At 55.4% G+C, this 25,435-nt stretch carries 19 protein-coding genes; 12 read left to right on the plus strand and 7 right to left on the minus strand.

Annotated elements, in window-relative coordinates:
- Nucleotides 1-15 precede the first annotated feature (15 nt).
- From F0Q32_RS12725 to F0Q32_RS26165, 6 genes are all read right to left on the minus strand, one after another.
- Entirely contained in the window at nt 16-1,704 is a 1,689-nt protein-coding gene (locus tag F0Q32_RS12725; RefSeq protein WP_149463359.1) for a DUF4139 domain-containing protein, read from the minus strand.
- Nucleotides 1,705-1,848: 144 nt separating this feature from the next.
- Complete coding sequence (locus F0Q32_RS12730) at nt 1,849-2,889, minus strand: NADP(H)-dependent aldo-keto reductase (RefSeq protein ID WP_149463360.1); 1,041 nt, start codon at nt 2,887-2,889, stop codon at nt 1,849-1,851.
- Between the two features lie 126 nt (nt 2,890-3,015).
- Nucleotides 3,016-3,234 (minus strand): YgdI/YgdR family lipoprotein, encoded by a 219-nt coding sequence (locus F0Q32_RS12735; protein ID WP_015963194.1) that lies wholly within the window; start codon nt 3,232-3,234, stop codon nt 3,016-3,018.
- Between the two features lie 124 nt (nt 3,235-3,358).
- Nucleotides 3,359-4,072, minus strand: a complete 714-nt coding sequence (locus tag F0Q32_RS12740) for a TerC family protein (protein WP_149463361.1) — start codon at nt 4,070-4,072, stop codon at nt 3,359-3,361.
- A 64-nt stretch (nt 4,073-4,136) separates the two neighbouring features.
- Nucleotides 4,137-4,832 carry a DNA mismatch repair endonuclease MutH gene (mutH, locus tag F0Q32_RS12745; protein WP_149463362.1) on the minus strand — a complete coding sequence of 232 codons (696 nt, stop codon included), beginning with the start codon at nt 4,830-4,832 and terminating at the stop codon, nt 4,137-4,139.
- Between the two features lie 92 nt (nt 4,833-4,924).
- Nucleotides 4,925-5,062: a hypothetical protein gene (locus F0Q32_RS26165; protein WP_188016858.1), complete on the minus strand. Its 138-nt coding sequence runs from the start codon at nt 5,060-5,062 to the stop codon at nt 4,925-4,927.
- 453 nt (nt 5,063-5,515) lie between these two features.
- Between F0Q32_RS26165 and rppH the strand changes: the two genes are divergently transcribed.
- The 12 genes from rppH to recD all read left to right on the plus strand — a co-directional run bounded on the left by rppH (nt 5,516) and on the right by recD (nt 23,842).
- Nucleotides 5,516-6,046 (plus strand): RNA pyrophosphohydrolase, encoded by a 531-nt coding sequence (gene rppH, locus F0Q32_RS12755; protein WP_015963199.1) that lies wholly within the window; start codon nt 5,516-5,518, stop codon nt 6,044-6,046.
- Nucleotides 6,047-6,058: 12 nt separating this feature from the next.
- Nucleotides 6,059-8,305, plus strand: a complete 2,247-nt coding sequence (gene ptsP, locus F0Q32_RS12760) for a phosphoenolpyruvate--protein phosphotransferase (protein ID WP_149463364.1) — start codon at nt 6,059-6,061, stop codon at nt 8,303-8,305.
- A 176-nt stretch (nt 8,306-8,481) separates the two neighbouring features.
- Nucleotides 8,482-9,354 carry a prolipoprotein diacylglyceryl transferase gene (gene lgt, locus F0Q32_RS12765; protein WP_149463365.1) on the plus strand — a complete coding sequence of 291 codons (873 nt, stop codon included), beginning with the start codon at nt 8,482-8,484 and terminating at the stop codon, nt 9,352-9,354.
- 6 nt (nt 9,355-9,360) lie between these two features.
- Entirely contained in the window at nt 9,361-10,155 is a 795-nt protein-coding gene (thyA, locus tag F0Q32_RS12770) for a thymidylate synthase (protein WP_149463366.1), read from the plus strand.
- 171 nt (nt 10,156-10,326) lie between these two features.
- Nucleotides 10,327-10,797, plus strand: a complete 471-nt coding sequence (locus F0Q32_RS12775) for a prepilin peptidase-dependent protein (protein WP_149463367.1) — start codon at nt 10,327-10,329, stop codon at nt 10,795-10,797.
- Complete coding sequence (locus tag F0Q32_RS12780; protein ID WP_149463368.1) at nt 10,788-11,348, plus strand: prepilin peptidase-dependent protein; 561 nt, start codon at nt 10,788-10,790, stop codon at nt 11,346-11,348. The genes F0Q32_RS12775 and F0Q32_RS12780 overlap by 10 nt, the downstream gene beginning before the upstream one ends.
- The gene (locus tag F0Q32_RS12785) at nt 11,345-11,749 is read left to right on the plus strand and encodes a DUF2509 family protein (protein ID WP_149463369.1); all 405 of its coding nucleotides are present in this window, start codon (nt 11,345-11,347) and stop codon (nt 11,747-11,749) included. The genes F0Q32_RS12780 and F0Q32_RS12785 overlap by 4 nt, the downstream gene beginning before the upstream one ends.
- Complete coding sequence (locus tag F0Q32_RS12790) at nt 11,734-12,057, plus strand: prepilin-type N-terminal cleavage/methylation domain-containing protein (protein WP_149463370.1); 324 nt, start codon at nt 11,734-11,736, stop codon at nt 12,055-12,057. The genes F0Q32_RS12785 and F0Q32_RS12790 overlap by 16 nt, the downstream gene beginning before the upstream one ends.
- Nucleotides 12,058-12,069: 12 nt before the next feature.
- Nucleotides 12,070-15,438, plus strand: a complete 3,369-nt coding sequence (gene recC / locus F0Q32_RS12795; RefSeq protein WP_149463371.1) for an exodeoxyribonuclease V subunit gamma — start codon at nt 12,070-12,072, stop codon at nt 15,436-15,438.
- 126 nt (nt 15,439-15,564) lie between these two features.
- Entirely contained in the window at nt 15,565-18,450 is a 2,886-nt protein-coding gene (ptrA, locus tag F0Q32_RS12800; protein WP_149463372.1) for a pitrilysin, read from the plus strand.
- Nucleotides 18,447-22,010, plus strand: a complete 3,564-nt coding sequence (gene recB, locus F0Q32_RS12805; RefSeq protein WP_149463373.1) for an exodeoxyribonuclease V subunit beta — start codon at nt 18,447-18,449, stop codon at nt 22,008-22,010. Before ptrA ends, recB begins: the two co-directional genes overlap by 4 nt.
- Entirely contained in the window at nt 22,007-23,842 is a 1,836-nt protein-coding gene (gene recD, locus F0Q32_RS12810; protein ID WP_149463374.1) for an exodeoxyribonuclease V subunit alpha, read from the plus strand. The genes recB and recD overlap by 4 nt, the downstream gene beginning before the upstream one ends.
- A gap of 90 nt (nt 23,843-23,932) precedes the next feature.
- Here recD and argA read toward each other — a convergent pair whose 3' ends face one another.
- Nucleotides 23,933-25,264: an amino-acid N-acetyltransferase gene (gene argA / locus F0Q32_RS12815; RefSeq protein ID WP_149463375.1), complete on the minus strand. Its 1,332-nt coding sequence runs from the start codon at nt 25,262-25,264 to the stop codon at nt 23,933-23,935.
- Nucleotides 25,265-25,435: the final 171 nt, after the last annotated feature.

Genomic DNA, 25,435 nt, shown 5'->3' on the forward strand with positions numbered 1-25,435 from the left:
CGCCACCCGCTGAATTTATAATCCTGAAGGCGTGATTTTTTTCGGATACTTCACCGTATAGGAGAACGGCAAACTGACGTTCTCTTTCCCCGCCAGATGCAGTTTCCAGCTCAGCTCGCCGGTTTTGGCGTTGTACTGCGCCTGGCCATACTGCACTTTTTCCACCGTAATATCGCTGTTGGCGCTGACCGGGATTTGATCGAGAAGGGTTAAATCCACGGCTTCGGCATAGCTGTTTTTCACGTTCAAGGAATAGCTGAAGTTGCGTACCGCATCGTCGTTAAAGATTGAGACCGCATTCTCTTTCTTCTGCACCGTTTTACGCTGGATAATCAGCTTCGGATCACGATTAAGCTGAATGTTCAGTGATTTACCATCTTCCGGCGGCTGTAAATAACCGACTCCGGTACGGTTGTTGCCAAAGAAAATCTGGCTTTCGCCGGGGATCAGGTTCAGATCTTCCCACGCGTTAATCTGCACCTGCAAATAGGCGTCATTGCTGATTTTCGGAATCGCAAAGAAGCGATAGTTGCCGGAGACGGACTCTTCTTTAATCACCACCGTACGCGCGTTGTTATCGCTGTCGATTTGCCAGGGAAGGGTGAGCGCATAACGGACGTTTAATGCGGTGAAGTTTTCTGCGGGCCGTGGGGATGGTGCTTTTACCGGGGCGGCATAACGACGACCGGCTTCTGCTGCTTTTTTATCAGCGGCGGCTTTTGTCGCCGCTGCCGCTTCCTCGGCGGCATAAGCGTCCTTACGAGCCGTCGCTTTCTCTTGTGCCTGGAAGGCCGCATCAAGTGAACCGCTGCCGGATCCGTATGCATAGCCCGACATCTTTATACTCTCATCGCGTACATCCACATACTGCGTCTCCATGCGCGGCAACGTCAGATGCGTATTCGGCTCGCTGGTGGAGAGCACCAGCTTAACGTTCTTCCACGCCAGCCCCGTATACTGGCGAATACTGGCCTTATAGACCAGCCGCAGCGGTTGATTAATGGCGCTGGCGTGAATATCGTAGAGCGGCGTCCATGAGGCGGCTCGGGTCATATAACGCACCACTGCCCGGGAGCTGACGGCTTTGGGGGCATACACTCTGGCGATAATCACCTGCGGTTCGTTTTCGCCGCCCAACTCACCTTTGCTCATACTTTCGCGCAGCTCCAGCTTATCGATATCCCGCTGCTTGTCGCTGATTTTCTGCGTCAATTGACCGGCGGCTAACAGCAGTTCACCGTTCTTTTCTTTGACCATTTGCAGATATTTTCCCACCTCCGCCGCGCTCTTGGTGGTTAACGAACGGTTAGCCTCCAGCACCTTAATTTGCGCGTTGATATTGTTTTTCTCGGCGGTCAGTTTCTCTTTTTCTTGTCTGGCGGCGTTAAGCTGCTGCTGGATGTCGGACAGGTCCGCGCCGGATTGTGTTTCCTGCAGCGCGACGCGCGAGGAAAGTACGGTGACGCCGTTATCCATGGCAATGGCGATGCTGTCAGGAAGAACGGAATCGGCAACCTGCGTAAAGGTAATTTCGCTCTCTCCGGCAGGGAGATTTAGCGCCTCTTCACTTTGCAGACTCGCACCGCGCAGATAAACGGTGACCTCTTTAAGCGAGAGCGGCTGCGTAAGCTGTGCAGACCAGGCTGATGAAACGGACGCGCCTGCCAGAAACAGGGCGAGGGGAAGCGGTTTTAAAATAAACATGGTTGTCCTTAACGAAGAAAAACGCCCGCGTGGCGTCGGCGTAAGTCTATTGCGCGTCGTTAAGAAAAACGTGACTAAAACGTGTGAATGAATTCTGAAAAAGGGGAAAACGAGAGGCCTGACGCAAAACGTCAGGCCGGGGAATTACGGTGCCGGATAGGTATAAACCTGATGCACCGCTTCAATCTCTGCCAGCACCTCTTCGCTTAGCTCAAGGTGATAGCTCTCGACGTTGGTTTTCAGCTGTTCAAGCGTGGTGGCGCCCAGCAGCGTACTGGCGACAAACGGCTGACGACGCACAAAAGCCAGCGCCATCTGCGCCGGGTCGAGCCCGTGGCGTTTGGCGATATCGACATAAGCTGCCACCGCTTTCTGCGCCTGCTCACCGCTGTAGCGGGTGAAGCGGCTGAACAGCGTATTGCGCGCCCCAGCGGGTTTTGCGCCGTTAAGATATTTGCCGGTTAATGTGCCAAAGGCCAGGCAGGAGTAGGCCAGCAGTTCAACGCCTTCAAACTGACTCACTTCCGCCAGACCCACTTCATAGCTGCGGTTGAGCAGGCTGTACGGATTCTGGATGGTGACGATCCGCGGCAGATCGTGTTTATCCGCCAGATGCAGATAGCGCATTACACCGAAAGCCGTTTCGTTCGAGACGCCAATGTAGCGAATTTTCCCGGCGCGCTGGAATTCGCTTAGCGCGTCCAGCGTATCGAGTAATGAGACTACCGGCGCAGAATCGGCCCAGGTGTAGCCCAGTTTGCCAAAGCAGTTGGTTGGGCGCTGCGGCCAGTGTACCTGGTATAAATCGAGATAATCCGTTTGCAGGCGGGTCAGGCTGTCATGCAGGGCTTCACGAATGTTTTTGCGGTCCAGCGCCTGATTCGGGCGGATACCGCTGTCGTTATTGCGTGAAGGGCCGCTGACTTTTGAGGCCAGGATCAGTTTTTCGCGGTTGCCACGTTTGGCAATCCAGTTACCGACGTAGGTCTCGGTCAAACCCTGTGTTTCCGGGCGAGGAGGCACCGGATACATTTCGGCGACGTCAATTAAGTTGATACCCTGACTGACGGCGTAATCGAGCTGTGCGTGGGCGTCGGCTTCACTATTTTGTTCACCAAACGTCATAGTGCCCAGCCCAAGAGTACTTATCTCAAGTGAGCTGTGGGGAATACGGTGGTAGTGCATAGCCAGCTTCCTTTTTCTTAACAACGTCAGGAATATCCCGACAAAGGAATATAAAAATGGCAGAGGGAGAGAGAAAGTGGAAGCAAAAAGATCAAAAAAGGCCAGCAGGCGGCTGACCTCATTTTCTTAGCGTTTAATGATTTGCGAAACGTCGTCGCGATTAATCTGCATTCTGTTGCCCTGCTGATCTTCGTAGCTAATCAGCCCGGTGTCGTCATCGACCTCCGGTTTTCCGTCCGTCAGGATCATCCTGCCATCCTTGGTTGCCATCACGTAATCACTGCTGCAACCCGATACAGCAAAAGCCAAACCCACTGCGGAAATCAACACTGCCCATTTTTTCATCCTTAATCCCCTTTTATGGCCGCACGTTTATCATTGTAGTAATAACTCAATATTTTGAGAGGATAAAGCAGTAAAGTCTTAAAAAAATAAGACTCAGCCCTCAAAAGAGGGCTGAAGAGAGGGATTAAAGCGGATTCTTTTTATTGCGGATGAGGTTCAGGCTTTCTACGGCGATTGAGAAGAACATCGCGAAGTAGATGTAACCTTTCGGCACATGAACGTCGAAACTTTCCAGAATCAGGGTGAAACCCACCAGAATCAGAAACGACAGCGCCAGCATTTTGACCGACGGATGGCGGTCAACAAAATCGCCAATTGGACGCGCGGCAAACATCATCACACCGACTGCAATCACCACGGCGGCCATCATGATAAACAGGTGATCGGACAGCCCCACCGCCGTAATCACCGAATCAAGGCTGAAAATAATGTCGAGCAGCATAATCTGCACAATGGCGCCCATGAAGGAGTGAACGTTGGTTTTCAGCCCCTCTTCATCGCCTTCAATAGACTCGTGGATCTCTTTACTGGCTTTCCAGATGAGGAATAGCCCACCGACCAGCAAGATGAGATCGCGCAGCGAAATTTCCTGTCCCATCACAGAGAACAGTGGGTTTGTCAGTTTGACGACCCAGGCGATGGAAGCCAGCAGGCCCAGACGCATAATCATTGCGCCCAGCAACCCTAAGCGACGGGCGTGGGCACGTTGTGCGGTGGGAAGTTTCGCGACAACCAAAGAGAGGAAGATAATATTGTCGATCCCAAGGACGATTTCCAGAAGCGTCAGTGTTCCAAGCGCCAGCCAGGCGTTGGGATCGGTTATCCATGCAAATAACATCTATAAAGTCCTGCCAAAAACGAAAGCGTTAATTATAAGCTTGTGCGGCGGCGGGGTAAAAAGATTAATACGTTTGTAGCATGAAGTGACGGGCCAGCAGGGCGGAGGTGAAGTTTTTCTTCAGATAAAAACCGCGCGGAAGCGTCAGAATGGGTTCGCCGTGTGCGCCAATGGCTTCGGTCAGCGCTTTACTGTTGGCGGCTTTGGGGCGCAGTTGCAGCACTTCGCCGTGGCGGGCGGTGATCTTCTCGACCTGTCCGAGCACGATAAGATCCATCAGTTCCTCCCAGTCCATCTGCAACTGTCTCTCTTCTTCAGCGCTCGGCGTCCACAGCAGCGGCGATCCCACCCGGCGTTCGGCCAGCGGAATGGAACGCTCGCCTTCAACCGGGATCCACAAAACGCATTTCAGTTTATGCCGAACGTGACTGTTCTCCCAGGTCACCCCGGTATTGCCGGTGAGCGGTGCAACACAGACAAACGTGGTTTCCAGTGGGCGGCCCAGACTATCAATCGGAATCGTTTTAAGCTCGACGCCGAGCGCAGCGAAATCTTGCTCAGGTTTACTGCCGGCGCTAGCCCCCAGCCAAAGCTCCAGAAGAATGCCAATCCAGCCTTTATCGCGTTTCAAATCTTTCGGAATGGGTAGCCCTGCCATCGCCGCCAGTTCCCCCAGTGAATACCCGGCAAGACGTTGCGCTTGTGTTAACAACTCAAGCTGAGTTTGCGGGGAAGTGGTCAATGGAATCAGGGCGGACATGGGGTTAAACCTTTTGGTTAAAAAATGAACGAGAGTTTTGCACACTGTGGATAGAGTTTAACTTTTTCTGAGTAAATATACCAATGTCATGATTAATATGGTTTTTTTCTCAGTCTTTGCTCATGAAAAAGTTGTAGGAAAAAGGTTTTCCAATTCTGGTCACTGGCAATGAACAGGATCTTACACCATGTTATCCACAGAAAAGTGGGATAACTGGGGAAAAGCCCCACTACTGTTTCGATTTACAGCCTTGACGTGCGACGAAAATCGAATTTTCGCACAAAAGATGCCTAAGATATTGGCACAATCTGTGGATAAAACCTACGTTGCTCGATCTTTCATCAATCAAAGGATCGGTGATGTGATGATCATCACGTTATGCTGTAATAACTGATAAATGATGATAATAACTTTATGAAAAATAGCGTTTTCCTGAGATGCTCTCATCCCTGTTGATTAGGACTACTCCGGGTTTTCCCTGGTTAATTCCATACTTCTTCACAACTCTATCCACAGAAAAAGTGAATAAAATCGCCTTTGTGCTCGCGCCTCTGTTTATAACTCGGGTCATTACTGTGAGTTATTCAAATGTTATTCGTTGTGAGCGGGGTGATAGAGTGGTTTACCGTTTCCGGGGAGTATGAAACAATCATTCACATTGAAGCTTATTTTGAGGTAGTCCGGTGATTGATGACGATGGCTACCGCCCAAATGTTGGTATTGTAATTTGCAACCGTCAGGGCCAGGTTATGTGGGCTCGGCGCTATGGTCAGCACTCCTGGCAATTCCCGCAGGGCGGGATAAATCCAGGAGAAACCGCAGAGCAGGCGATGTATCGGGAACTGTTTGAAGAAGTAGGATTAAGCCGCAAGGATGTGCGGATCCTCGCTTCAACCCGAAACTGGTTGCGTTACAAGTTGCCGAAACGTTTGGTGCGTTGGGACACAAAGCCGGTTTGTATCGGCCAGAAGCAGAAGTGGTTTCTCTTGCAGTTGATTGGCAATGACGCAGATATCAATATGCAAACCAGCAGCACGCCGGAATTTGATGGCTGGCGCTGGGTGAGTTACTGGTATCCGGTGCGTCAGGTCGTCTCGTTTAAGCGCGATGTATACCGCCGGGTGATGAAAGAGTTCGCCAGTGTTGTGATGGCGCTTGCGGAAAGCAATTCCAGACCGCAAAGCGCACCAGCTTATCGACGTAAAAGAGGTTAAGCCACGCACATTATGCTCACTCGCTTACGCGAAATTGTCGAGAAGGTTGCCAGTGCGCCGCGTTTAAACGAGGCGCTGGATATCCTGGTTACGGATATCTGCCTGGCGATGGAAACCGAGGTGTGCTCGGTTTACCTGGCCGACCACGACCGACGCAGCTATTACCTGATGGCGACGCGCGGCTTAAAAAAACCGCGCGGTCGTACGGTCACGCTCGCCTTTGATGAAGGTATTGTCGGCCTGGTTGGCCGACTTGCCGAACCCATCAACCTGGCCGATGCGCAGAAACACCCCAGTTTTAAATATATTCCCTCCGTAAAAGAAGAGCGTTTCCGCGCCTTCCTTGGCGTGCCGATTATTCAGCGGCGACAGCTGCTTGGCGTGCTGGTCGTTCAGCAGCGCGAGCTGCGTCAGTACGATGAAAGTGAAGAGTCTTTCCTGGTCACCCTCGCGACGCAAATGGCGGCGATACTTTCGCAGTCGCAGCTGACGGCGCTGTTTGGCCAGTATCGCCAGACGCGTATTCGCGCGCTTCCGGCGTCGTCCGGGGTGGCGATTGCCGAAGGCTGGATGGATGCCACGCTGCCATTAATGGAGCAGGTTTACGAAGCTTCGACGCTCGACACCGCGCAAGAGCGTGAACGCCTGACCGGCGCGCTGGAAGAGGCGGCCAATGAGTTCCGTCGCTACAGCAAGCGTTATGCCGCTGGCGCACAGAAAGAAACGGCGGCGATTTTCGACCTTTACTCACACCTGCTTTCCGATGCCAGCCTGCGCCGGGCGCTGTTTGCCGAAGTGGATAAAGGCTCGGTCGCTGAGTGGGCGGTCAAAAAAGTTATAGAGAAGTTTGCCGAACAGTTTGCAGCGCTGAGTGACGGCTATCTGAAAGAGCGCGCGGGCGATCTGCGTACGCTGGGCCAGCGTCTGCTGTTCCATCTCGACGATACCATTCAGGGCGCAAATGCCTGGCCGGAACGTTTCGTGCTGGTGGCGGATGAACTCTCGGCTACCACGCTTGCGGAAGTGCCGCAAGACAGACTGGTGGGGGTGGTCGTTCGCGATGGCGCAGCAAACTCGCATGCGGCGATCATGGTACGCGCACTCGGCATTCCTACCGTCATGGGCGCGGATATTCAGCCGTCGGTGCTGCATGGTCGCAACCTGGTGGTGGATGGCTATCGCGGTGAATTGCTGGTTGACCCTGAACCGATCCTGATTCAGGAATATCAACGCCTTATCAGCGAAGAGCATGAACTCAGCCGCATCGCCGAAGATGATGTGGAACGCCCGGCGCAGCTTAAAAGCGGCGAACGGGTAAAAGTCATGCTCAACGCCGGTCTTAGCCCGGAACATGAAGAGAAACAGGGGCGGCGCATTGACGGCATTGGCCTCTACCGCACCGAAATTCCGTTTATGCTGCAAAGCGGCTTCCCGTCGGAAGAGGAACAGGTCGCCCAGTATCAGGGCATGTTGCAGATGTTCAACGACAAACCGGTAACCTTGCGTACGCTTGATGTTGGTGCGGATAAACAACTGCCTTACATGCCCATCAGCGAAGAGAACCCGTGCCTGGGCTGGCGTGGGATCCGCATAACGCTCGATCAGCCGGAGATCTTTCTGATCCAGGTGCGCGCTATGCTGCGTGCCAACGCCGCGACCGGTAACCTCAGCATTTTGCTGCCGATGGTCACCAGCCTTGAAGAGGTTGATGAAGCGCGAAGGCTTATCGACCGCGCCGGGCGGGAAGTGGAAGAGATGATCGGCTATGCGATCCCGAAACCGCGTATCGGCATCATGCTGGAAGTGCCGTCGATGGTCTTTATGCTGCCGCATCTGGCGAATCGCATCGATTTTATTTCCGTCGGGACCAACGATCTTACCCAGTACATTCTGGCGGTCGATCGTAACAATACGCGCGTGGCGAGCATCTACGATAGCCTGCATCCGGCCATGCTGCGCGTGCTGTCGATGGTGGCTCAGGAAGCGGAGCGCTACGATATCGATCTTCGTCTGTGTGGTGAAATGGCGGGCGACCCAATGTGTGTGACGATTCTGGTTGGGCTGGGTTTCCGGCATTTGTCGATGAATGGCCGCTCCGTAGCGCGCGTGAAGTATTTGCTTCGCAACGTTGAGCTTGAAGAGGCGCAAACGCTGGCGCAGCGTAGCCTGGAAGCACAACTCACCACAGAAGTACGCCATCAGGTGGCGGCGTTTATGGAACGTCGCGGGTTGGGTGGGTTAATTCGCGGCGGGCGGTAAATCGGGGGAGTGGGCACGCTTTTGCCCTCTCCCTATACACATCTTTTACATCTTCCCGGCATCCTCTCCTGCAAGCCTTGTGCTATCATTCTGCCCTTTGGCGCGCTCGTTTCACGTAGGCGCACATCCATACCGCTGACCACTTTCGGCGGAATAACAAGAACTTGTGGTGACAGATGAATAGTGGGTATCTGCGTTTCCCGGAATTTGACCCGGTAATTTTTTCGATTGGACCGGTCTCGCTGCACTGGTATGGCGTGATGTATCTGGTCGGCTTCGTCTTTGCGATGTGGCTGGCGGGCCGCCGGGCGAATCGCCCTGGCAGTGGTTGGACGAAAAACGAAGTTGAAAATCTGCTGTATGCGGGCTTCCTCGGGGTATTCCTCGGCGGGCGTATCGGTTACGTGTTGTTCTATAACTTTGACCTCTTCCTGAGCGATCCGCTGTATCTGTTCCGCGTCTGGGATGGCGGCATGTCCTTCCACGGCGGCCTGATTGGCGTGATTATCGTGATGATCGTCTTCGCGAAACGCACCAAACGTACCTTCTTCCAGGTTTCTGACTTTATTGCTCCGCTGATTCCGTTTGGTTTGGGTGCCGGGCGTCTGGGCAACTTTATCAACGGCGAACTGTGGGGGCGCGTAGACCCCGGCTTCAAGTACACCATGCTCTTCCCGAATTCACGCGCGGAAGACCTGGCGCTGCTGCCATCACACCCGGAATGGCAATCGCTGTTTGATACTTATGGTTCGCTGCCGCGTCATATGTCTCAGCTGTATGAAATGGCGCTGGAAGGTGTGGTGCTGTTCCTGATCCTCAACTGGTTTATCCGCAAACCGCGCCCGGCGGGGTCGGTCTCCGGTTTATTCCTGATCGGCTATGGCCTGTTCCGTATCATCGTCGAATTCTTCCGCCAGCCGGATCAGCAGTTCACCGGCGCGTGGGTACAGTACATCAGCATGGGACAGATCCTTTCCATTCCAATGGTGCTTGCGGGTATCATTATGATGGTTTGGGCATTCCGCCGTCCGCAGCAACACGTCTCCTGAGGAATCATGAAACAGTATCTTGAACTGATGCAGAAGGTGCTTGATGAAGGCACCCAGAAAAATGACCGTACCGGCACGGGCACGACCTCTATTTTTGGCCACCAGATGCGCTTTAATCTGCAGGATGGCTTCCCGCTGGTGACGACGAAACGTTGTCATTTACGCTCCATCATCCACGAACTGTTGTGGTTCCTGCAGGGCGACACCAACGTGGCGTATCTGCGTGAAAATAACGTCACCATCTGGGACGAATGGGCCGATGAAAACGGCGATTTAGGCCCGGTTTACGGCAAACAGTGGCGCGCCTGGCCGACGCCGGATGGCCGTCACATCGACCAGATCGCAACAGTAATGAATCAGCTGAAAAACGACCCGGATTCCCGCCGCATTATTGTGTCGGCATGGAATGTCGGCGAGCTGGATAAAATGGCGCTGGCGCCGTGCCACGCGTTTTTCCAGTTCTATGTTGCAGATGGCAAACTCTCCTGCCAGCTCTATCAGCGCTCCTGCGATGTGTTCCTCGGCCTGCCGTTTAACATCGCCAGCTATGCGCTGCTGGTACATATGATGGCGCAGCAGTGCGATCTTGAAGTGGGCGATTTTGTCTGGACGGGGGGCGACACGCACCTGTACAGCAACCATATGGAGCAGACCGCGTTGCAGCTGACGCGTGAACCACGCGCGTTGCCGAAGCTGGTCATTAAACGTAAGCCAGAATCTATCTTTGATTACCGTTTCGACGATTTCGAGATTGAAGGCTACGACCCGCATCCGGGAATTAAAGCGCCTGTGGCGATTTAATCGCAGTGTATGAAAAACCGGCACCTTCTGCGTGCCGGTTTTTTTATGTCTGGAATTCGTCTTCCCATTTTTTTGCAAGCCGCTGCAATCACGTAAATTCACTGGAAAGCCCCTCGTAGAAATGCAATCTGCCCCTCGCAACGCATCTCCGGTTTGCTGATACTCCCCGTCATGAACAAGCAAACGGGTTATACCCTGATTGAAACATTGGTTGCGGTCTCGCTGGTTATCATCCTTAGCGCGGGTGGACTATACGGCTGGCAAAGCTGGCAGCAGCAACAGCGGCTATGGCAAACCGCGACGCAGCTGCGGGATTACCTGCTATTTCTGCGTAATGACGCTAACTGGCATAACCGTGATCGGATGATTAAAGCTCATTATGTCGATACGCGCTGGTGTCTGGTGGCAGATGACATCGTGACGGATGGTTGCCCACTGGCTAATCCGTTGGTTTTCTTGCCGCCATGGGCTGAGGTACACCTGGCGAGCATCACACCGTCTTTGGGCTTTTTTGGATTACGTAATACCGCCTGGGCCGGGAGTATTTCAGTTCAAAGCGCTGCCGGACACTGGGAGGTGATTCTCTCAAGTTTTGGGCGATTACGTTTGTGCGAGCGTGAAGGAGGCAATGAGTGCCAGTGATCATGCGCGGTTTTTCGCTGCTGGAAGTACTGATTTCAATGGCTATCAGCAGCGTATTGCTGCTGGGGGCATCGCGTTTTCTACCCGCGCTACAGCGTGGCATTTTACAACAGACCCGCCAGCAGGCGCTGGACGATGAGGTCTGGCAGCGGCTTTACACGGTGGCGAAACATCTGCAACGCGCCGGATACTGCTACGGAGAATGTCAGGGCGAAGCGCTGGAACTTGCACAGCAGGGGCAATGCGTCATTATTCGCTGGGATGCTAACAGCGACGGTATCTGGCAGGCGTCACCGATGACCGATGCCGACAGCATCGGGTTTCGCCTGCAAAAGGGCGTACTGGAAACCTTACGCGGCGCATCGAGCTGCGAGGGAAAAGGCTGGGATAAAATGACCGACCCGGCGACGGTAACCATCACCCACTTTCAGGTTACGCGGCAAAACAGCGCCGGTTTTCCACCGGAGTTAACGGTCGCGCTAAGTGCGTCCGGTATACATGGCGCGGGTAACGTTAACGCGTTGTATAGCGTGACGGGATATAACCTGTGAATCGCGAGCGGGGGGCATCGTCACTGGCGCTGGTTCTGTTACTGCTGGTGTTAGGCAGTTTGATGTTACAGGGGCTAAATCAGTCCCAGCGTCGGCAAGTCGCAATGGTGAATGATGAAACGCTGGCCTTGCGCGATACGGCGCGGGCACACTCAGCACTTCAGTGGGGGAAAACCTTATCATGGCAGATGGCGATGAGAGTCCAGTGCCGGATAAACAGCGACGGCGCTCGCGCGTGTCTGCGGCAGCTTAATGATGACGCCATACTGCTGATGGCGGAGAGTAACGGCATTCAGCTTTGGCAATCCGGCACGCGGCAGGATAACAGCGTGGTGTTTTCGTCCCACGGCTGGAGTGATTTTTGCCCCTTACAGGAGAAAGCCCTATGCCAGATGCCTTAGCCAAAATGCGCGGCTTTAGCCTGCCAGAAGTGTTACTGGCGATGCTGCTGATGGTCAGCGTCATTACGGCGTTGGGCGGATATTATCGTAGCCTGGCGCTGAGCAACCATCAGCTTAATCAGTATCGCCAGCTTTGGCGCTATGCATGGCTGCAAACGCAGCGGCAGGCTCAACCCCTACCGGAAGGCTGGAGCAGCCAGCGTGTGCAGACAACAAGCCAACGTTGTGTCAGCATCAATGTTACTATTATTGCCCCGCTGGATAAGCAAGGTCACATGACGCGGCTGCATTGTCCCGTCAATCTGTAGTCAGGAGCGAATATGTTACGGGTCTACCACTCCAACCGTCTGGATGTGCTGGAAGCATTAATGGAGTTCATTGTTGAGCAACAGCGGCTCGATGACCCCTTCGAGTCTGAAATGGTGCTGGTGCAAAGCACCGGGATGGCGCAATGGCTACAGATGACCCTGTCGCAACGATTTGGCATTGCCGCGAATATCGACTTCCCGCTGCCCGCCAGCTTTATCTGGGATATGTTCACCCGCGTGCTGCCGGATATTCCCGGCGAAAGCGCCTTCAACAAGCAGAGCATGAGCTGGAAGCTGATGACCCTGCTGCCGCAAATGCTGGATGACGACGCATTTACCCCGCTGCGCCACTATCTGCACGATGATGCTGACAAGCGCAAACTGTTCCAGCTTGCCTCACGGGTGGCGGATCTCTACGACCAGTATCTGGTGTATCGCCCGCAGTGGCTAACTGACTGGGAAAATGACAAACTGGTGGATGGCCTCGGTGAGGCGCAGCTCTGGCAGGCACCGTTGTGGAAATCGCTGGTGGCGCACACCGAAGCGCTAGGCCAGCCGCTGTGGCACCGCGCCAATTTGTATCAACGGTTTATCGATATCCTTGAACACAGCGAGACGCGCCCGGAAGGCCTGCCGTCGCGTGTATTCATCTGCGGTATTTCGGCGCTGCCGCCGGTTTATCTCCACGCCTTACAGGCGCTGGGCAAGCACATTGATATTTACGTGCTGTTCACCAACCCTTGCCGTTACTACTGGGGCGATATTCAGGACCCGGCGTTTCTGGCGCGTTTGCAGGCGCGCCAGCGTCGGCATTTCCGTGAAGAACGCGAGTTGCCGCTGTTTCGTGACGCCGACGCCGCACCGGGTTTGTTTAACGACGACGGCGAGCAGAACGTCACTAACCCGATGTTGGCCTCATGGGGCAAGCTGGGGCGCGATTATATTTACCTGCTTGCTGGCCTGGAGCGTTATCAGGAGCTGGAAGCGTTTGTGGATATCGACCCTGATAACCTGCTGCACAACCTGCAACATGACGTTCTCGAATTAAAAAATTCCGCCATCGCCGGGCGCACGGCGCAAGAGTTTGCCCACAGTGGTGCCAAACGCCTGTTGAAGCCCGACGATCGCAGCCTGACGGTTCATGTTTGCCACAGCCCGCAGCGTGAAGTGGAAATATTGCACGATCGCCTGCTGGCGATGCTGGAAGCAGACCCGACCCTGACGCCGCGCGATATCATTGTGATGGTGGCAGACATCGACAGCTACAGCCCCTTTATTCAGGCGGTGTTTGGCAGCGCCACCGGCGAGCGCTATCTGCCGTATGCAATTTCAGACCGTCGCGCACGCCAGGCACATCCGGCGATGCAGGCCTTTATCACGCTGCTCTCGCTGCCTGATAGCCGCTTTGTCAGTGAAGACGTGCTGGCGCTACTGGACGTACCGGTGCTTGCTGCCCGCTTCAATATTGATGAAGAGGGGCTGCGTTACCTGCGTCAGTGGGTAAATGAGTCTGGTATTCGCTGGGGCCTCGATGACGATAACGTGCGAGAGCTCGACCTTCCTGCCACCGGGCAACATACCTGGCGCTTTGGCCTGACGCGTATGCTGCTTGGCTACGCGATGGAAAGCCAGCAGGGCGAGTGGCAATCTGTCTTACCTTATGATGAGTCCAGCGGTCTGATTGCCGAACTGGTGGGGCATCTGGCCTCGCTGTTAATGCAACTTAACCACTGGCGGCAGGGCTTGTCGCAGGATCGTCCGCTGGAAGAGTGGCTACCGGTGTGTCGCGATATGCTTAACGACTTCTTCCTTCCGGATCAGGATACGGAAGCCGCGCTGGCACTGATTGAGCAGCAGTGGCAGGCGATTATTGCGCAGGGAACACAGTCTCAATACGAGGGCATGGTCCCGCTGTCACTGTTGCGCGACGAGTTAGCTTCGCGGCTCGATCAGGAGCGTATCAGTCAGCGCTTCCTCGCGGGGCCGGTGAACATTTGTACCCTGATGCCGATGCGTTCAATACCGTTCAAAGTGGTGTGCCTGCTGGGCATGAATGACGGTGTGTATCCACGTGCGCTACCGCCACTGGGGTTCGATTTGATGAGCCAGAAACCGGTGCGCGGCGACCGCAGCCGTCGCGATGACGACCGCTATCTTTTCCTCGAAGCGTTGATGTCTGCCGGGCAGACGCTCTATATCAGCTACATTGGCCGCTCTATTCAGGATAACAGCGAACGCTATCCGTCAGTATTGGTACAGGAACTGCTGGATTACATCGGGCAAAGCCATTGTCTGGAAGGCGATGAAGCGCTGAACTGCGACGAGAGCGATAAGCGCGTGAAAGCGCACATCATGCATCAACACACGCGCATGCCGTTTGATGCCGAGAACTTCACGGCCAATGAGCGGCAAAGTTACGCCCGCGAATGGCTGGCGGCGGCCAGCCAGCAAGGCGAGGCGCATTCGCCGTTTATCCAGCCACTCGCTCCACTCGATATCATGCATCTCCCGCTGGAGCAGCTTCAGCGCTTCTGGCAGCACCCGGTACGCGCCTTCTTCCAGATGCGCTTACAGGTGAATTTCCGCGCGGAAGAGAGTGAAATCCCTGAAACCGAACCGTTTACCCTGGAAGGGCTAACCCGTTATCAGCTCAATCAACAGCTACTGAACACGCTGATTGAAGAGCAGGACGCCGGGCAGATGTATCGCCGTTATCGGGCAGCGGGGACGCTGCCTTACGGTCCTTATGGGGAAATCGCCTGGGAGGTGCAGCGTCAGGAAATGGAGGCGTTGGCCTCGCGCGTTATCGAGCTGCGCGAGCCTGCGCAAAGCATGGAAATCGACCTAGATTGTGCGGGCATTAACATCACTGGCTGGCTGGCGCAAGTACAGTCGAACGGATTGTTGCGCTGGCGCCCATCTTTGCTCAGCGTTTCACAGGGAATGCAACTTTGGCTGGAACACCTTGTCTACTGTGCCAGTGGCGGAACCGGCGAGAGCCGTCTGCTGCTGCGCAAAGAGGGGGAGTGGCGCTTCCCGCCGCTGTCGGTCACACAGGCGAATGGCTATCTTGCTGAACTGGTTGAAGGTTACCGACTTGGTATGACGCAGCCGCTACTGTTCCTGCCAGAAAGTGGCGGTGCCTGGCTTAAAGCCTGCTTTGACGCCGAGAGCAACACGCTCCTGATGGACGACGAAACGCAGCAAAAAGCGCGAAGTAAGTTCCTTCAGGCGTATGAAGGGAATATGGTAGTCAATGGCGAAGGCAGTGATTTATGGTATCAACGCCTGTGGCGCACGCTCGAAAATGAGCAATATGAAGCCATTATCGAACAGACGCAGCGCTACCTGTTGCCCGTTTTTCGTCATCACCAGTCATAATGGCTGTATAAAAATTGCGCAATTAAAACCCTTCGTTTACTATGCGCAAGAAGTCACGGACTGATGCGCATACGATACACCGGCTGACATGTTCAGCCGCCGGTTTGTTAATGATGAGGTCCGTGAATGCCCCGTAGTATCTGGTTGAGTGTTGTTGTTTTGATTACCGCCCTTTGGGCACCTATTAGTCAGGCAGACACAGGATGGCAACCCATACAGGAGACCATCCGCAAAAGTGAAAAAGATCCTCGTCACTATCAGGCTATCAAGCTCGATAACGGCATGGTGGTACTGCTGGTTTCCGATCCTCAGGCGGTGAAATCCCTGTCGGCACTGGTTGTGCCTGTAGGCTCATTGCAGGATCCCGAATCTCACCCGGGCCTTGCGCACTTCCTCGAACATATGACGCTGATGGGCTCGAAAATGTATCCGCAGCCTGACAGCCTCGCTGAATATCTGAAAATGCACGGTGGCAGCCACAACGCCAGTACCGCGCCTTACCGCACGGCTTTTTATCTGGAAGTTGAAAACGATGCGTTGCAGGGCGCGGTTGACCGTCTTGCCGACGCGATCGCATCACCTAAACTCGATAAAAAATATGTTGAGCGTGAACGCAATGCGGTGAACGCCGAGCTGACCATGGCCCGCTCGCGCGACGGCATGCGCATGGCGCAGGTGAGCGCCGAAACCATTAACCCGGCACACCCCGGTTCACGCTTCTCCGGCGGTAACCTTGAAACGCTGAGCGACAAGCCCGGCAGCCCGGTGCACCAGGCGCTGCTCGCCTTTCGCGATCAATACTACTCTGCCAACCTGATGAAAGCGGTTATCTACAGCAATAAACCGCTGCCGGAGCTGGCGCAGATGGCGGCGCAAACCTATGGTCGCGTGCCCAACAAATCCATTACCGTGCCGCAAATTGATGTGCCCGTGGTGACCGACGCGCAAAAGGGCGTATTGATTCACTACGTCCCGGCGCTGCCGCGTAAAGTGCTGCGCGTGGAATTTCGCATCGACAACAACACCCCCCAGTTCCGCAGTAAAACCGATGAGCTGGTTACCTACATGATTGGCAACCGTAGCCCGGGTACGTTGTCCGACTGGCTGCAAAATAAGGGGCTGGTGGAAGGCATTCGCGCCGACTCTGACCCGGTGGTGAACGGCAACAGCGGCGTGCTGGCGATTTCCGCGACCTTAACCGATAAGGGCCTCGCGCATCGCGATGAGGTTGTCGCCGCTATCTTTAGCTATCTCAATTTGTTACGTGAAAAAGGCATCGATAAACGTTACTTCGATGAGCTGGCCCACGTGCTGGATCTCGACTTCCGTTATCCGTCAATCAACCGCGATATGGGCTATGTCGAATGGCTGGCGGATACCATGATCCGCGTGCCGGTCCAGCATACGCTGGATGCGGTGAATATCGCCGACCAGTTTGATGCACAGGCGGTAAAAGCGCGTCTGGCGATGATGACGCCGCAGAATGCGCGCGTCTGGTATATCAGCGAGAAAGAGCCGCATAACAAAACGGCTTACTTCGTGAATGCGCCGTATCAGGTCGACAAAATCAGCGCAAAGACGTTTAGCGAGTGGAAGCAAAAAGCCGAAACGATCTCGCTGAAGCTGCCGGAACTGAATCCCTATATCCCGGATGATTTCACCCTGATTAAGCCGGAAAAAAGCTATACGCACCCCGAACTTGTCATTGATGAGCCGACGCTGCGTCTGGTGTATATGCCGAGCCACTACTTTGCCAGCGAACCGAAGGCCGATGTCACGCTGATTCTGCGTAATCCGAAAGCGATGGATAGTGCCCGCAATCAGGTAATGTTTGCGTTCAATGATTATCTGGCAGGTATCTCGCTGGACCAGCTCAGCAATCAGGCGGCGGTAGGCGGCATCAGCTTCTCAACCGGCGCAAATAATGGCCTGATGCTGAACGCTAACGGGTATACCCAGCGTTTGCCTCAGCTGTTTGATGCGCTGTTGCAGGGCTATTTCAGCTATCAGACTACGGAAGAACAACTGGCTCAGGCGAAATCCTGGTACGCGCAGATGATGGATTCCGCCGATAAAGGCAAAGCCTACGAACAGGCGATTATGCCGGTGCAGATGCTTTCTCAGGTCCCGTACTTCCAGCGTGAAGAGCGTCGCGCATTGTTGCCGTCCATTACATTGCAAGAAGTGATGGCTTATCGCGAACGCCTGAAAACCAACGCCCGCCCGGAATTTATGGTGATTGGTAACCTGAGCAAAGAGGCCTCCAGCACGCTGGCACACAATATCCAGACGCAGCTTGGCGCAAAAGGGACCGAATGGTGTCGTAACAAAGATGTGCTGATTGATAAAAAACAGTCGGCGATTTTTGAAAAAGCGGGCCCGAGTACGGACTCCGCTCTGGCGGCCGTTTTCGCACCGATGAATGCCGATGAGGCCAGCACCTCCGCGACCAGTGCCGTCCTGGCGCAAATTGTTCAACCGTGGTTCTACACGCAGTTGCGCACGGAAGAGCAGTTGGGTTACGCGGTATTTGCCTTCTCGATGAACGTGGGTCGTCAGTGGGGTATGGGCTTCCTGCTGCAGAGCAGCGACAAGCAACCGGCCTTCCTGTGGGAGCGTTTTAAAGCGTTCTTCCCAACGGCGGAAGCGAAGCTGCGTGCCATGAAACCCCAAGAGTTTGCCCAAATTCAGCAGGCCGTGATTGCACAAATGCTGCAGGCCCCGCAAACCCTGAGCGAAGAAGCATCACAGCTCAGTAAAGATTTCGACAGGGGTAATATGGCGTTCGATTCACGTGATAAAGTAGTGGCCCAGATTAAGTTACTGACGCCGCTTAAGGTTGCCGACTTCTTCCATCAAACGGTGGTTGAGCCGCAGGGTATGACCGTACTGTCGCAGGTTTCCGGGAGTGATAACGGAAAACAGGACTATGCGCATCCTGAAGGCTGGAAAGTATGGCAAAGCATCAGTGAATTGCAGCAAACCTTACCGTTGAGACGAGAGAACGAATGACCGATACCGCCGAGTCCCTTGATCCCCTGCGCTTGCCCCTTTATGGCGAGCGTCTGATTGAAGCCTCTGCGGGCACCGGAAAAACCTTCACCATCGCCGCACTCTATCTGCGGCTCTTATTAGGCCTGGGCGAAAGCGCCGCTTTCCCCCGGCCCGTCAACGTCGAAGAACTGCTGGTTGTGACCTTCACCGAAGCGGCGACAGAAGAGCTTCGCGGGCGTATCCGCAGCAACATTCATGAGCTGCGTATTGCTTGTCTGCGCTATAACCCCGATGAATCTGAAACCACCGTTGACCCCCTGTACGCCAGGCTGCTGAATGAAATCGCCGATAAACAGCAGGCGGCAGAAGTGCTGCTGCTGGCCGAGCGGCAGATGGACGATGCGGCGGTCTTTACCATTCACGGCTTCTGTCAGCGCATGCTTAGCCTCAACGCTTTTGAGTCAGGCATGCTGTTTGAACAACAGCTCATTGAAGATGAATCTCAGCTTCGCTACCAGGCCTGTGCCGATTTCTGGCGACGTCACTGCTACCCGTTGAAGCGCGAAATCGCGCAGGTGATTTTTGACACCTGGAAAGGGCCGCAGGATCTCCTGAAGTCCATTGACCGATACTTACAGGGCGAAGCGCCAACTATCAAGCGCCCGCCGGACGACAGCGAGACACTGGAATCGCGGCATGAAAAAATCGTCGCCCACATTGATGCGGTTAAAAACCAGTGGCTTGCGGCTGTCGGTGAACTGAATGATGTGCTGGAAAACTCCGGTATTGACCGGCGCAAATTTAATCGTGGCAACCAGGGCAAATGGATTGATAAGGTCAGCGCCTGGGCGAGCGAGGAAACCCGGGGGTATCAGTTTCCGGATGCGCTGGAAAAGTTCTCACAGGCCTTTTTAGTCGAACGTACCAAAGCAGGCGGTGAGGTGCCGACGCATCCGCTGTTCAGTGCCATTGAGGCACTGCTTGCCGCGCCGCTCAGCCTGAACGACCTGGTGATCACTCAGGCGATGGTAGAAATTCGTGATGCGGTGGCGCAGGAGAAACGCCGCCGCGGCGAACTGGGTTTTGACGACATGCTTAGCCGTCTGGACACCGCGCTGCAAAGCGAAAGCGGCGACGCGCTGGCCGCGGCGATTCGTCAGCGTTTTCCGGTGGCAATGATTGATGAATTCCAGGATACCGACCCTCAGCAGTACCGTATTTTCCGCCGTATCTGGCGACAGCAACCAGAGACAGCGCTGCTGCTGATTGGCGACCCGAAACAGGCGATTTACGCGTTTCGCGGTGCGGATATTTTTACCTATATGCGCGCGCGCAGCGACGTGGCGGCGCACTATACGCTGGACACCAACTGGCGTTCCGCGCCGGGCGTGGTAGCAAGCATCAACAAGCTTTTCACCACGGTTGATAACCCCTTCATGTTCCGCGACATCCCATTTTTGCCGGTAAAATCCGCCGCGAAAAACCAGTCGCTGAAATTTGAAATTAATGGCGAAACGCAACCGGCGATGAACGTCTGCCTGATGCCAGGGCAGGGCGTTGGCGCGGGCGATTATCAGGCCTTTATGGCACGCCAGTGCGCGGCGCAAATTCGTGACTGGCTGACCGGCGGGCAACGGGGCACGGCGCTGCTATGGCGCGGTGAAAAAGCCCGTCCGGTACAGGCGTCCGACATCACGGTGCTGGTGCGTAATCGCCTGGAAGCATCATTGATTCGCGATGCGCTCAATGCGCTGGCGATCCCTTCGGTTTATCTCTCCAACCGTGACAGCGTGTTTGAAACGCCGGAAGCTCAGGAGCTGCTTTGGGTACTGCAGGCGGCATTAAGCCCTGAGCGTGAAACCACGTTGCGCAGCGCGCTGGCGACGGCGATGTTTGGCCTGAACGCGCAGGATATCGAGCGCCTGAATCAGGATGAAAATGCCTGGGATGCGCTGGTGGAAGAGTTCAGCCAGTACCGCGATATCTGGCAAAAGCGCGGCGTGATGCCGATGCTCCGCGCTCTGATGAGCGCGCGAAACATTGCCGAAAACCTGCTGGCGACCCACGGCGGCGAGCGCCGATTAACCGACATTCTGCATTTAAGCGAACTGTTGCAGGAAGCGGCGACTCAGCTTGAGAGTGAGCACGCGCTGGTGCGCTGGCTAAATCAACAAATCGCCGAGCCCAACACCAACGCCTCGAATCAACAGATGCGTCTGGAAAGTGACAAGCACCTGGTGCAAATCGTCACCATCCACAAATCGAAAGGGCTGGAGTATCCGCTGGTCTGGCTGCCGTTTATTGCCCGTTTCCGCAAACAGGATCAGGCGTTTTACCACGATCGTGAATCCTTCTCGGCGGTGCTGGATCTCCAGCAGGGCGAAGAGAGCCTGGAACTGGCAGAAGCGGAACGGCTGGCGGAAGATTTGCGCCTGCTCTACGTGGCGCTAACCCGCGCCGTTTGGCACTGTAGTCTTGGCATGGCACCGCTCACTTCGCGGCGCAGCGACAAAGCGACCGAAACCGATATCCACCACAGTGCACCGGGCCGCCTGTTGCAAAAAGGCGAGCAGCTTGACGCCGCCGGGCTGGAAGCCGCACTGCGCGCGCTGTGTGATGAACATATTGCGCTGACGATTGCCAGCGAACCCGACGACACCCGCTGGCAGGCGTTACAGCCAGAGGTGCCTGAACTGACGGCGCGTCAGGTTATGCGCCGGATGGTCGATGACTGGCGCGTTACCAGCTACTCCGGCCTGCAACAGCGCGGCCATAGCATGGCGCAGGATCTGCTGCCGCGTCTGGATATCGACGCCGCAGGCGTAGGGGAGGCGATGGAAGAGGAGGCGCTCACGCCGCATCACTTCCCGCGCGGCGCATCGCCGGGCACTTTCCTGCACAGCCTGTTTGAAGATCTCGATTTTACGCAGCCGGTTGCTGCCGAATGGATGCGCGAAAAACTGCTGATTAATGGCTTTGAAGCGCACTGGGAACCGGTGCTGACGCGCTGGATTTCTCAGGTGCTGGCAACGCCGCTTACGCCAGATGGTATGGCGCTGAATCAACTGGATGCACGGCAAAAACAGGTGGAGATGGAGTTCTATCTTCCTATTGAAAAGCCGCTCGATCCGGTGGCGCTGGATGCCGTGGTGCGCCAATACGACTCGCTTTCGGCGGGCTGTCCGCCCCTTGATTTCCGTCAGGTGCGCGGGATGCTGAAGGGCTTTATCGACCTGGTCTTCCGCCACAACGGGCGCTACTACCTGCTTGACTATAAATCGAACTGGCTGGGCGCGAACAGCGATGCCTACACCCAGCAGGCGATGGCGCAGGCGATGCAGTCGCACCGCTACGATTTACAGTACCAGCTCTATACGCTGGCGCTGCACCGCTATTTGCGTCACCGCCTGGCCGATTATGATTATGAGCAACATTTTGGCGGCGTGATTTATCTCTTCCTGCGCGGCGTGGACGGTGAGCCGGGTCAGCAGGGGATTTTCAGCACTCGTCCTCAACGGGAACTGATTGATGCAATGGACGCCCTGTTTGCCGGGCAGACGCAGGAGATGGCATCGTGAGCCTGGAAAATTTACTGATTGAAGCCGCAGAGCTAAAGCTGCTGCGCCCGCTGGATGTGCAGTTTGCGCTGACAATCGCCCGCAATGAGCATCCCGCCGTGATGCTGGCGGCAGCTCTTTTGAGCCGCGACGCTGGTGAGGGGCACGTTTGCCTGCCGCTCAGCCATTTGCAGCACGCGCCGACGCTGAATGGTCGGGCAAACGTCTTGTGGTCGCAGTTGCTGGACGCGGTCGAAATACCCGACGACTGGGCGGCTCTGCTATTGGCCTCGCAGGCGGTGAGCCAGGGTGAGCGCCCGACGCCGCTGATTCTCTGCGGGGACCGTCTTTACCTGAACCGCATGTGGTGCAATGAACGTAGCGTGGCGCGTTTCTTCCGCGATGCGCAACTTGCTGAGAATATTAATGAGTCGCTAATTGCCGAGACGCTCGCCGATCTTTTCCCGCCATCCGACACCATCGACTGGCAAAAAGTCGCTGCCGCCGTCGCGCTTACCCGACGTATTTCGGTGATCTCAGGCGGGCCTGGCACCGGGAAAACCACCACCGTCGCAAAACTGCTGGCGGCGCTGGTGCGCATTGCGGGTGAAAATAAATGCCGTATTCGCCTGGCCGCGCCGACCGGAAAAGCCGCGGCGCGACTCACTGAATCGCTGGGCGCTGCGCTGCGCAAATTGCCGCTGAGCGAAAGTCAGAAAGCGATGCTGCCAACCGATGCCAGTACGCTGCATCGTCTGTTAGGCGCGCAGCCGGGCAGCCAGCGCATGCGATATCATGGCGGAAACCCGCTGCATCTGGATGTGCTGGTGGTGGACGAAGCGTCAATGATTGACCTGCCGATGATGGCGCGCTTGATTGACGCGCTGCCGCGTCACGGGCGGGTGATTTTCCTTGGTGACCGCGACCAGTTAGCATCGGTGGAAGCCGGCGCGGTACTGGGCGATATCTGCGCGTGGGTTAACAGCGGCTATACACCAGAACGTGCGCTGCAGCTTAGCCGCCTGACGGGCACGACGGTGCCGGCAGGAGAAGGTGAGACGGCTGGCGCATTGCGTGATAGCCTCTGTCTGCTGCGTACCAGCTATCGCTTCGGCAGTGATTCCGGAATTGGGCAACTGGCACGCGCGGTGAATCAGGGCGATCGCGCGGCCGTGCGTGAGGTCTTTGCACGCGGCTTTACGGATATTGAACTGAAATCCCTGCGCACCAGCGACGAGTATGAAACGATGCTCGACGATGCGCGCGCGGGCTATGGGCGTTATCTGCAATGCCTGCGCCAGCAGGCCGAGCCGGCTGAAATTTTGCAGGCTTTTGGTGAGTATCAACTCTTGTGCGCGCTGCGCGAAGGGCCGTGGGGCGTTAGCGGACTGAATCAGCAGCTTGAACTGTCGCTGGTGCGCCATCGCATGATTGCGCCGCAGCGGCATTCTCGCTGGTATGAAGGGCGTCCGGTGATGATCGCCCGAAACGACAGTGCGCTGGGGCTGTTTAACGGTGACATTGGCGTGGCGCTCGATCGTGGACAGGGGTTGCGCGTCTGGTTCCCGATGCCGGACGGAACCATTAAATCGGTGCAGCCGAGTCGTTTGCCAGAGCACGATACGGCCTGGGCGATGACGGTGCATAAATCGCAGGGCTCTGAATTTGACCATGCCGCGCTGGTCTTGCCAACGCAGCCTGTGCCGATTGTGACGCGGGAGCTGGTGTATACGGCGATTACGCGTGCGAAATCACGTTTGTCGATGTATGCCGATGCTGCGTTGTTAGGTCAGGCGATCGTCGCCAGAACCGAGCGACGCAGCGGGCTGGCGGCGATTTTCGCCGAGAATTAATGGGGTTGTCGGATGGCGCTAACGCTTATCCGACCTACATCGTGAAGTCTTGTAGGCCGGATAAGCGTTTGCCCCATCCGGCGTAAAACGTCACCCCAAATCCGCCATCAGTACTTTTGAGCGTCGCTGGTAGTTATACATCTGCTTTTTGCTTTCCGGCAGCAGCTCAACGTCCACCGGCTGGAACCCACGTTCCTGGAACCAGTGAATGCTGCGGGTGGTCAGCACAAACAGTTTGCTCAGCCCCATCTGCTTTGCCTGCGTAGAGATACGCTGCAACAGCACTTCCCCGCGCGATGAACTTTGATAATCCGGATGTACCGCCACGCAGGCCATCTCGCCGATTTTCTCTTCCGGGAACGGATAGAGCGCCGCACAGGCGATGGTGGTGTTATCGCGCTGAATAATGGTGAATTTGTCGATCTCCATCTCCAGTTGTTCGCGGGAGCGGCGCACCAGGATACCCTGCTGTTCCAGCGGATGGATGAGATCGAGGATGCCGCCAATATCGTTGATGGTGGCGCGGCGGATCTGCTCGGCGCTCTCCATGACAATTTGAGTACCAATACCGTCGCGGGAGAACAGTTCCTGTAACAGCGCGCCATCTTCCTGATAGCTGATTAAGTGGCTACGGCGCACGCCGCTGCGGCAGGCTTTGACCGCTCCGCGCAGGAAACGCACGGTGCCAGATAAGTAATCGCCTTCTTGCTCAAGCTCCTCAACGCGGGCCTGAGCTTCGTTAGGGAACAGCTCTGGTACGATGTTACCCTCCCGATCAAAAACCCCCTGAGAAGAGCAGAAGCCAATCATCTTTTCCGCTTTCAGTTTGATAGCCAACTGCGTGGCAATCTCTTCAGATGTCAGGTTGAAGCTTTCGCCGGTGACGGAAACGGCGACCGGCCCCATCAGAACGATTGCGCCGCTGTCGAGCTGACGATGAATTGCTTCTTCATCGATACGACGAATGCGCCCGCTGTGGCAGTAATCGACGCCATCATCAACGCCCAGCGGCTGGGCAATGATAAAGTTACCGCTAACCACGTTGATATGCGCACCCTGCAACGGTGTGTTGTTGAGGCTCATGGATAAACGCGCTGTGATATCGAGCTGTAACAACCCCGCTGCCTGTTTAACCAGTTCCAGACTTTTCGCGTCGGTCACGCGAATTTGTTTATGGTAGAGAGGCTCATGATGATGCGCTTCAAGATTGGCATCGATTTGCGGACGCGCACCATAGACCAGCACCAGGCGAATGCCCAGGCTATGCAACAGGCCAATGTCATTGACAATGCTGGAGAAATTGTCATGTTCGATGGCTTCTCCGCCCAGCATGATGACAAACGTTTTTCCCCGATGGGCATTGATATAGGGAACTGAATGACGAAACCCTTCGACCAGTTCGGTTTTACGTTCCTTCACCACGGCATGACCTCTCAGTGCATTTTTATTCGCAATAAATGTATTTTTATTCTGTTTTGGCCGTGAGTGCAAGCGCGAATTTTCCGCGAAAGGGTAAAATGAATTCTGAAAAAGGGCTTAGCAAAAGAATGTTTACCCTTTTATAGATGACAGTTTATGCGCCTTTGGTTAAAG

The organism is Pseudocitrobacter sp. 73 (assembly GCF_008369545.1).
Taxonomy (GTDB): domain Bacteria; phylum Pseudomonadota; class Gammaproteobacteria; order Enterobacterales; family Enterobacteriaceae; genus Pseudocitrobacter; species Pseudocitrobacter vendiensis.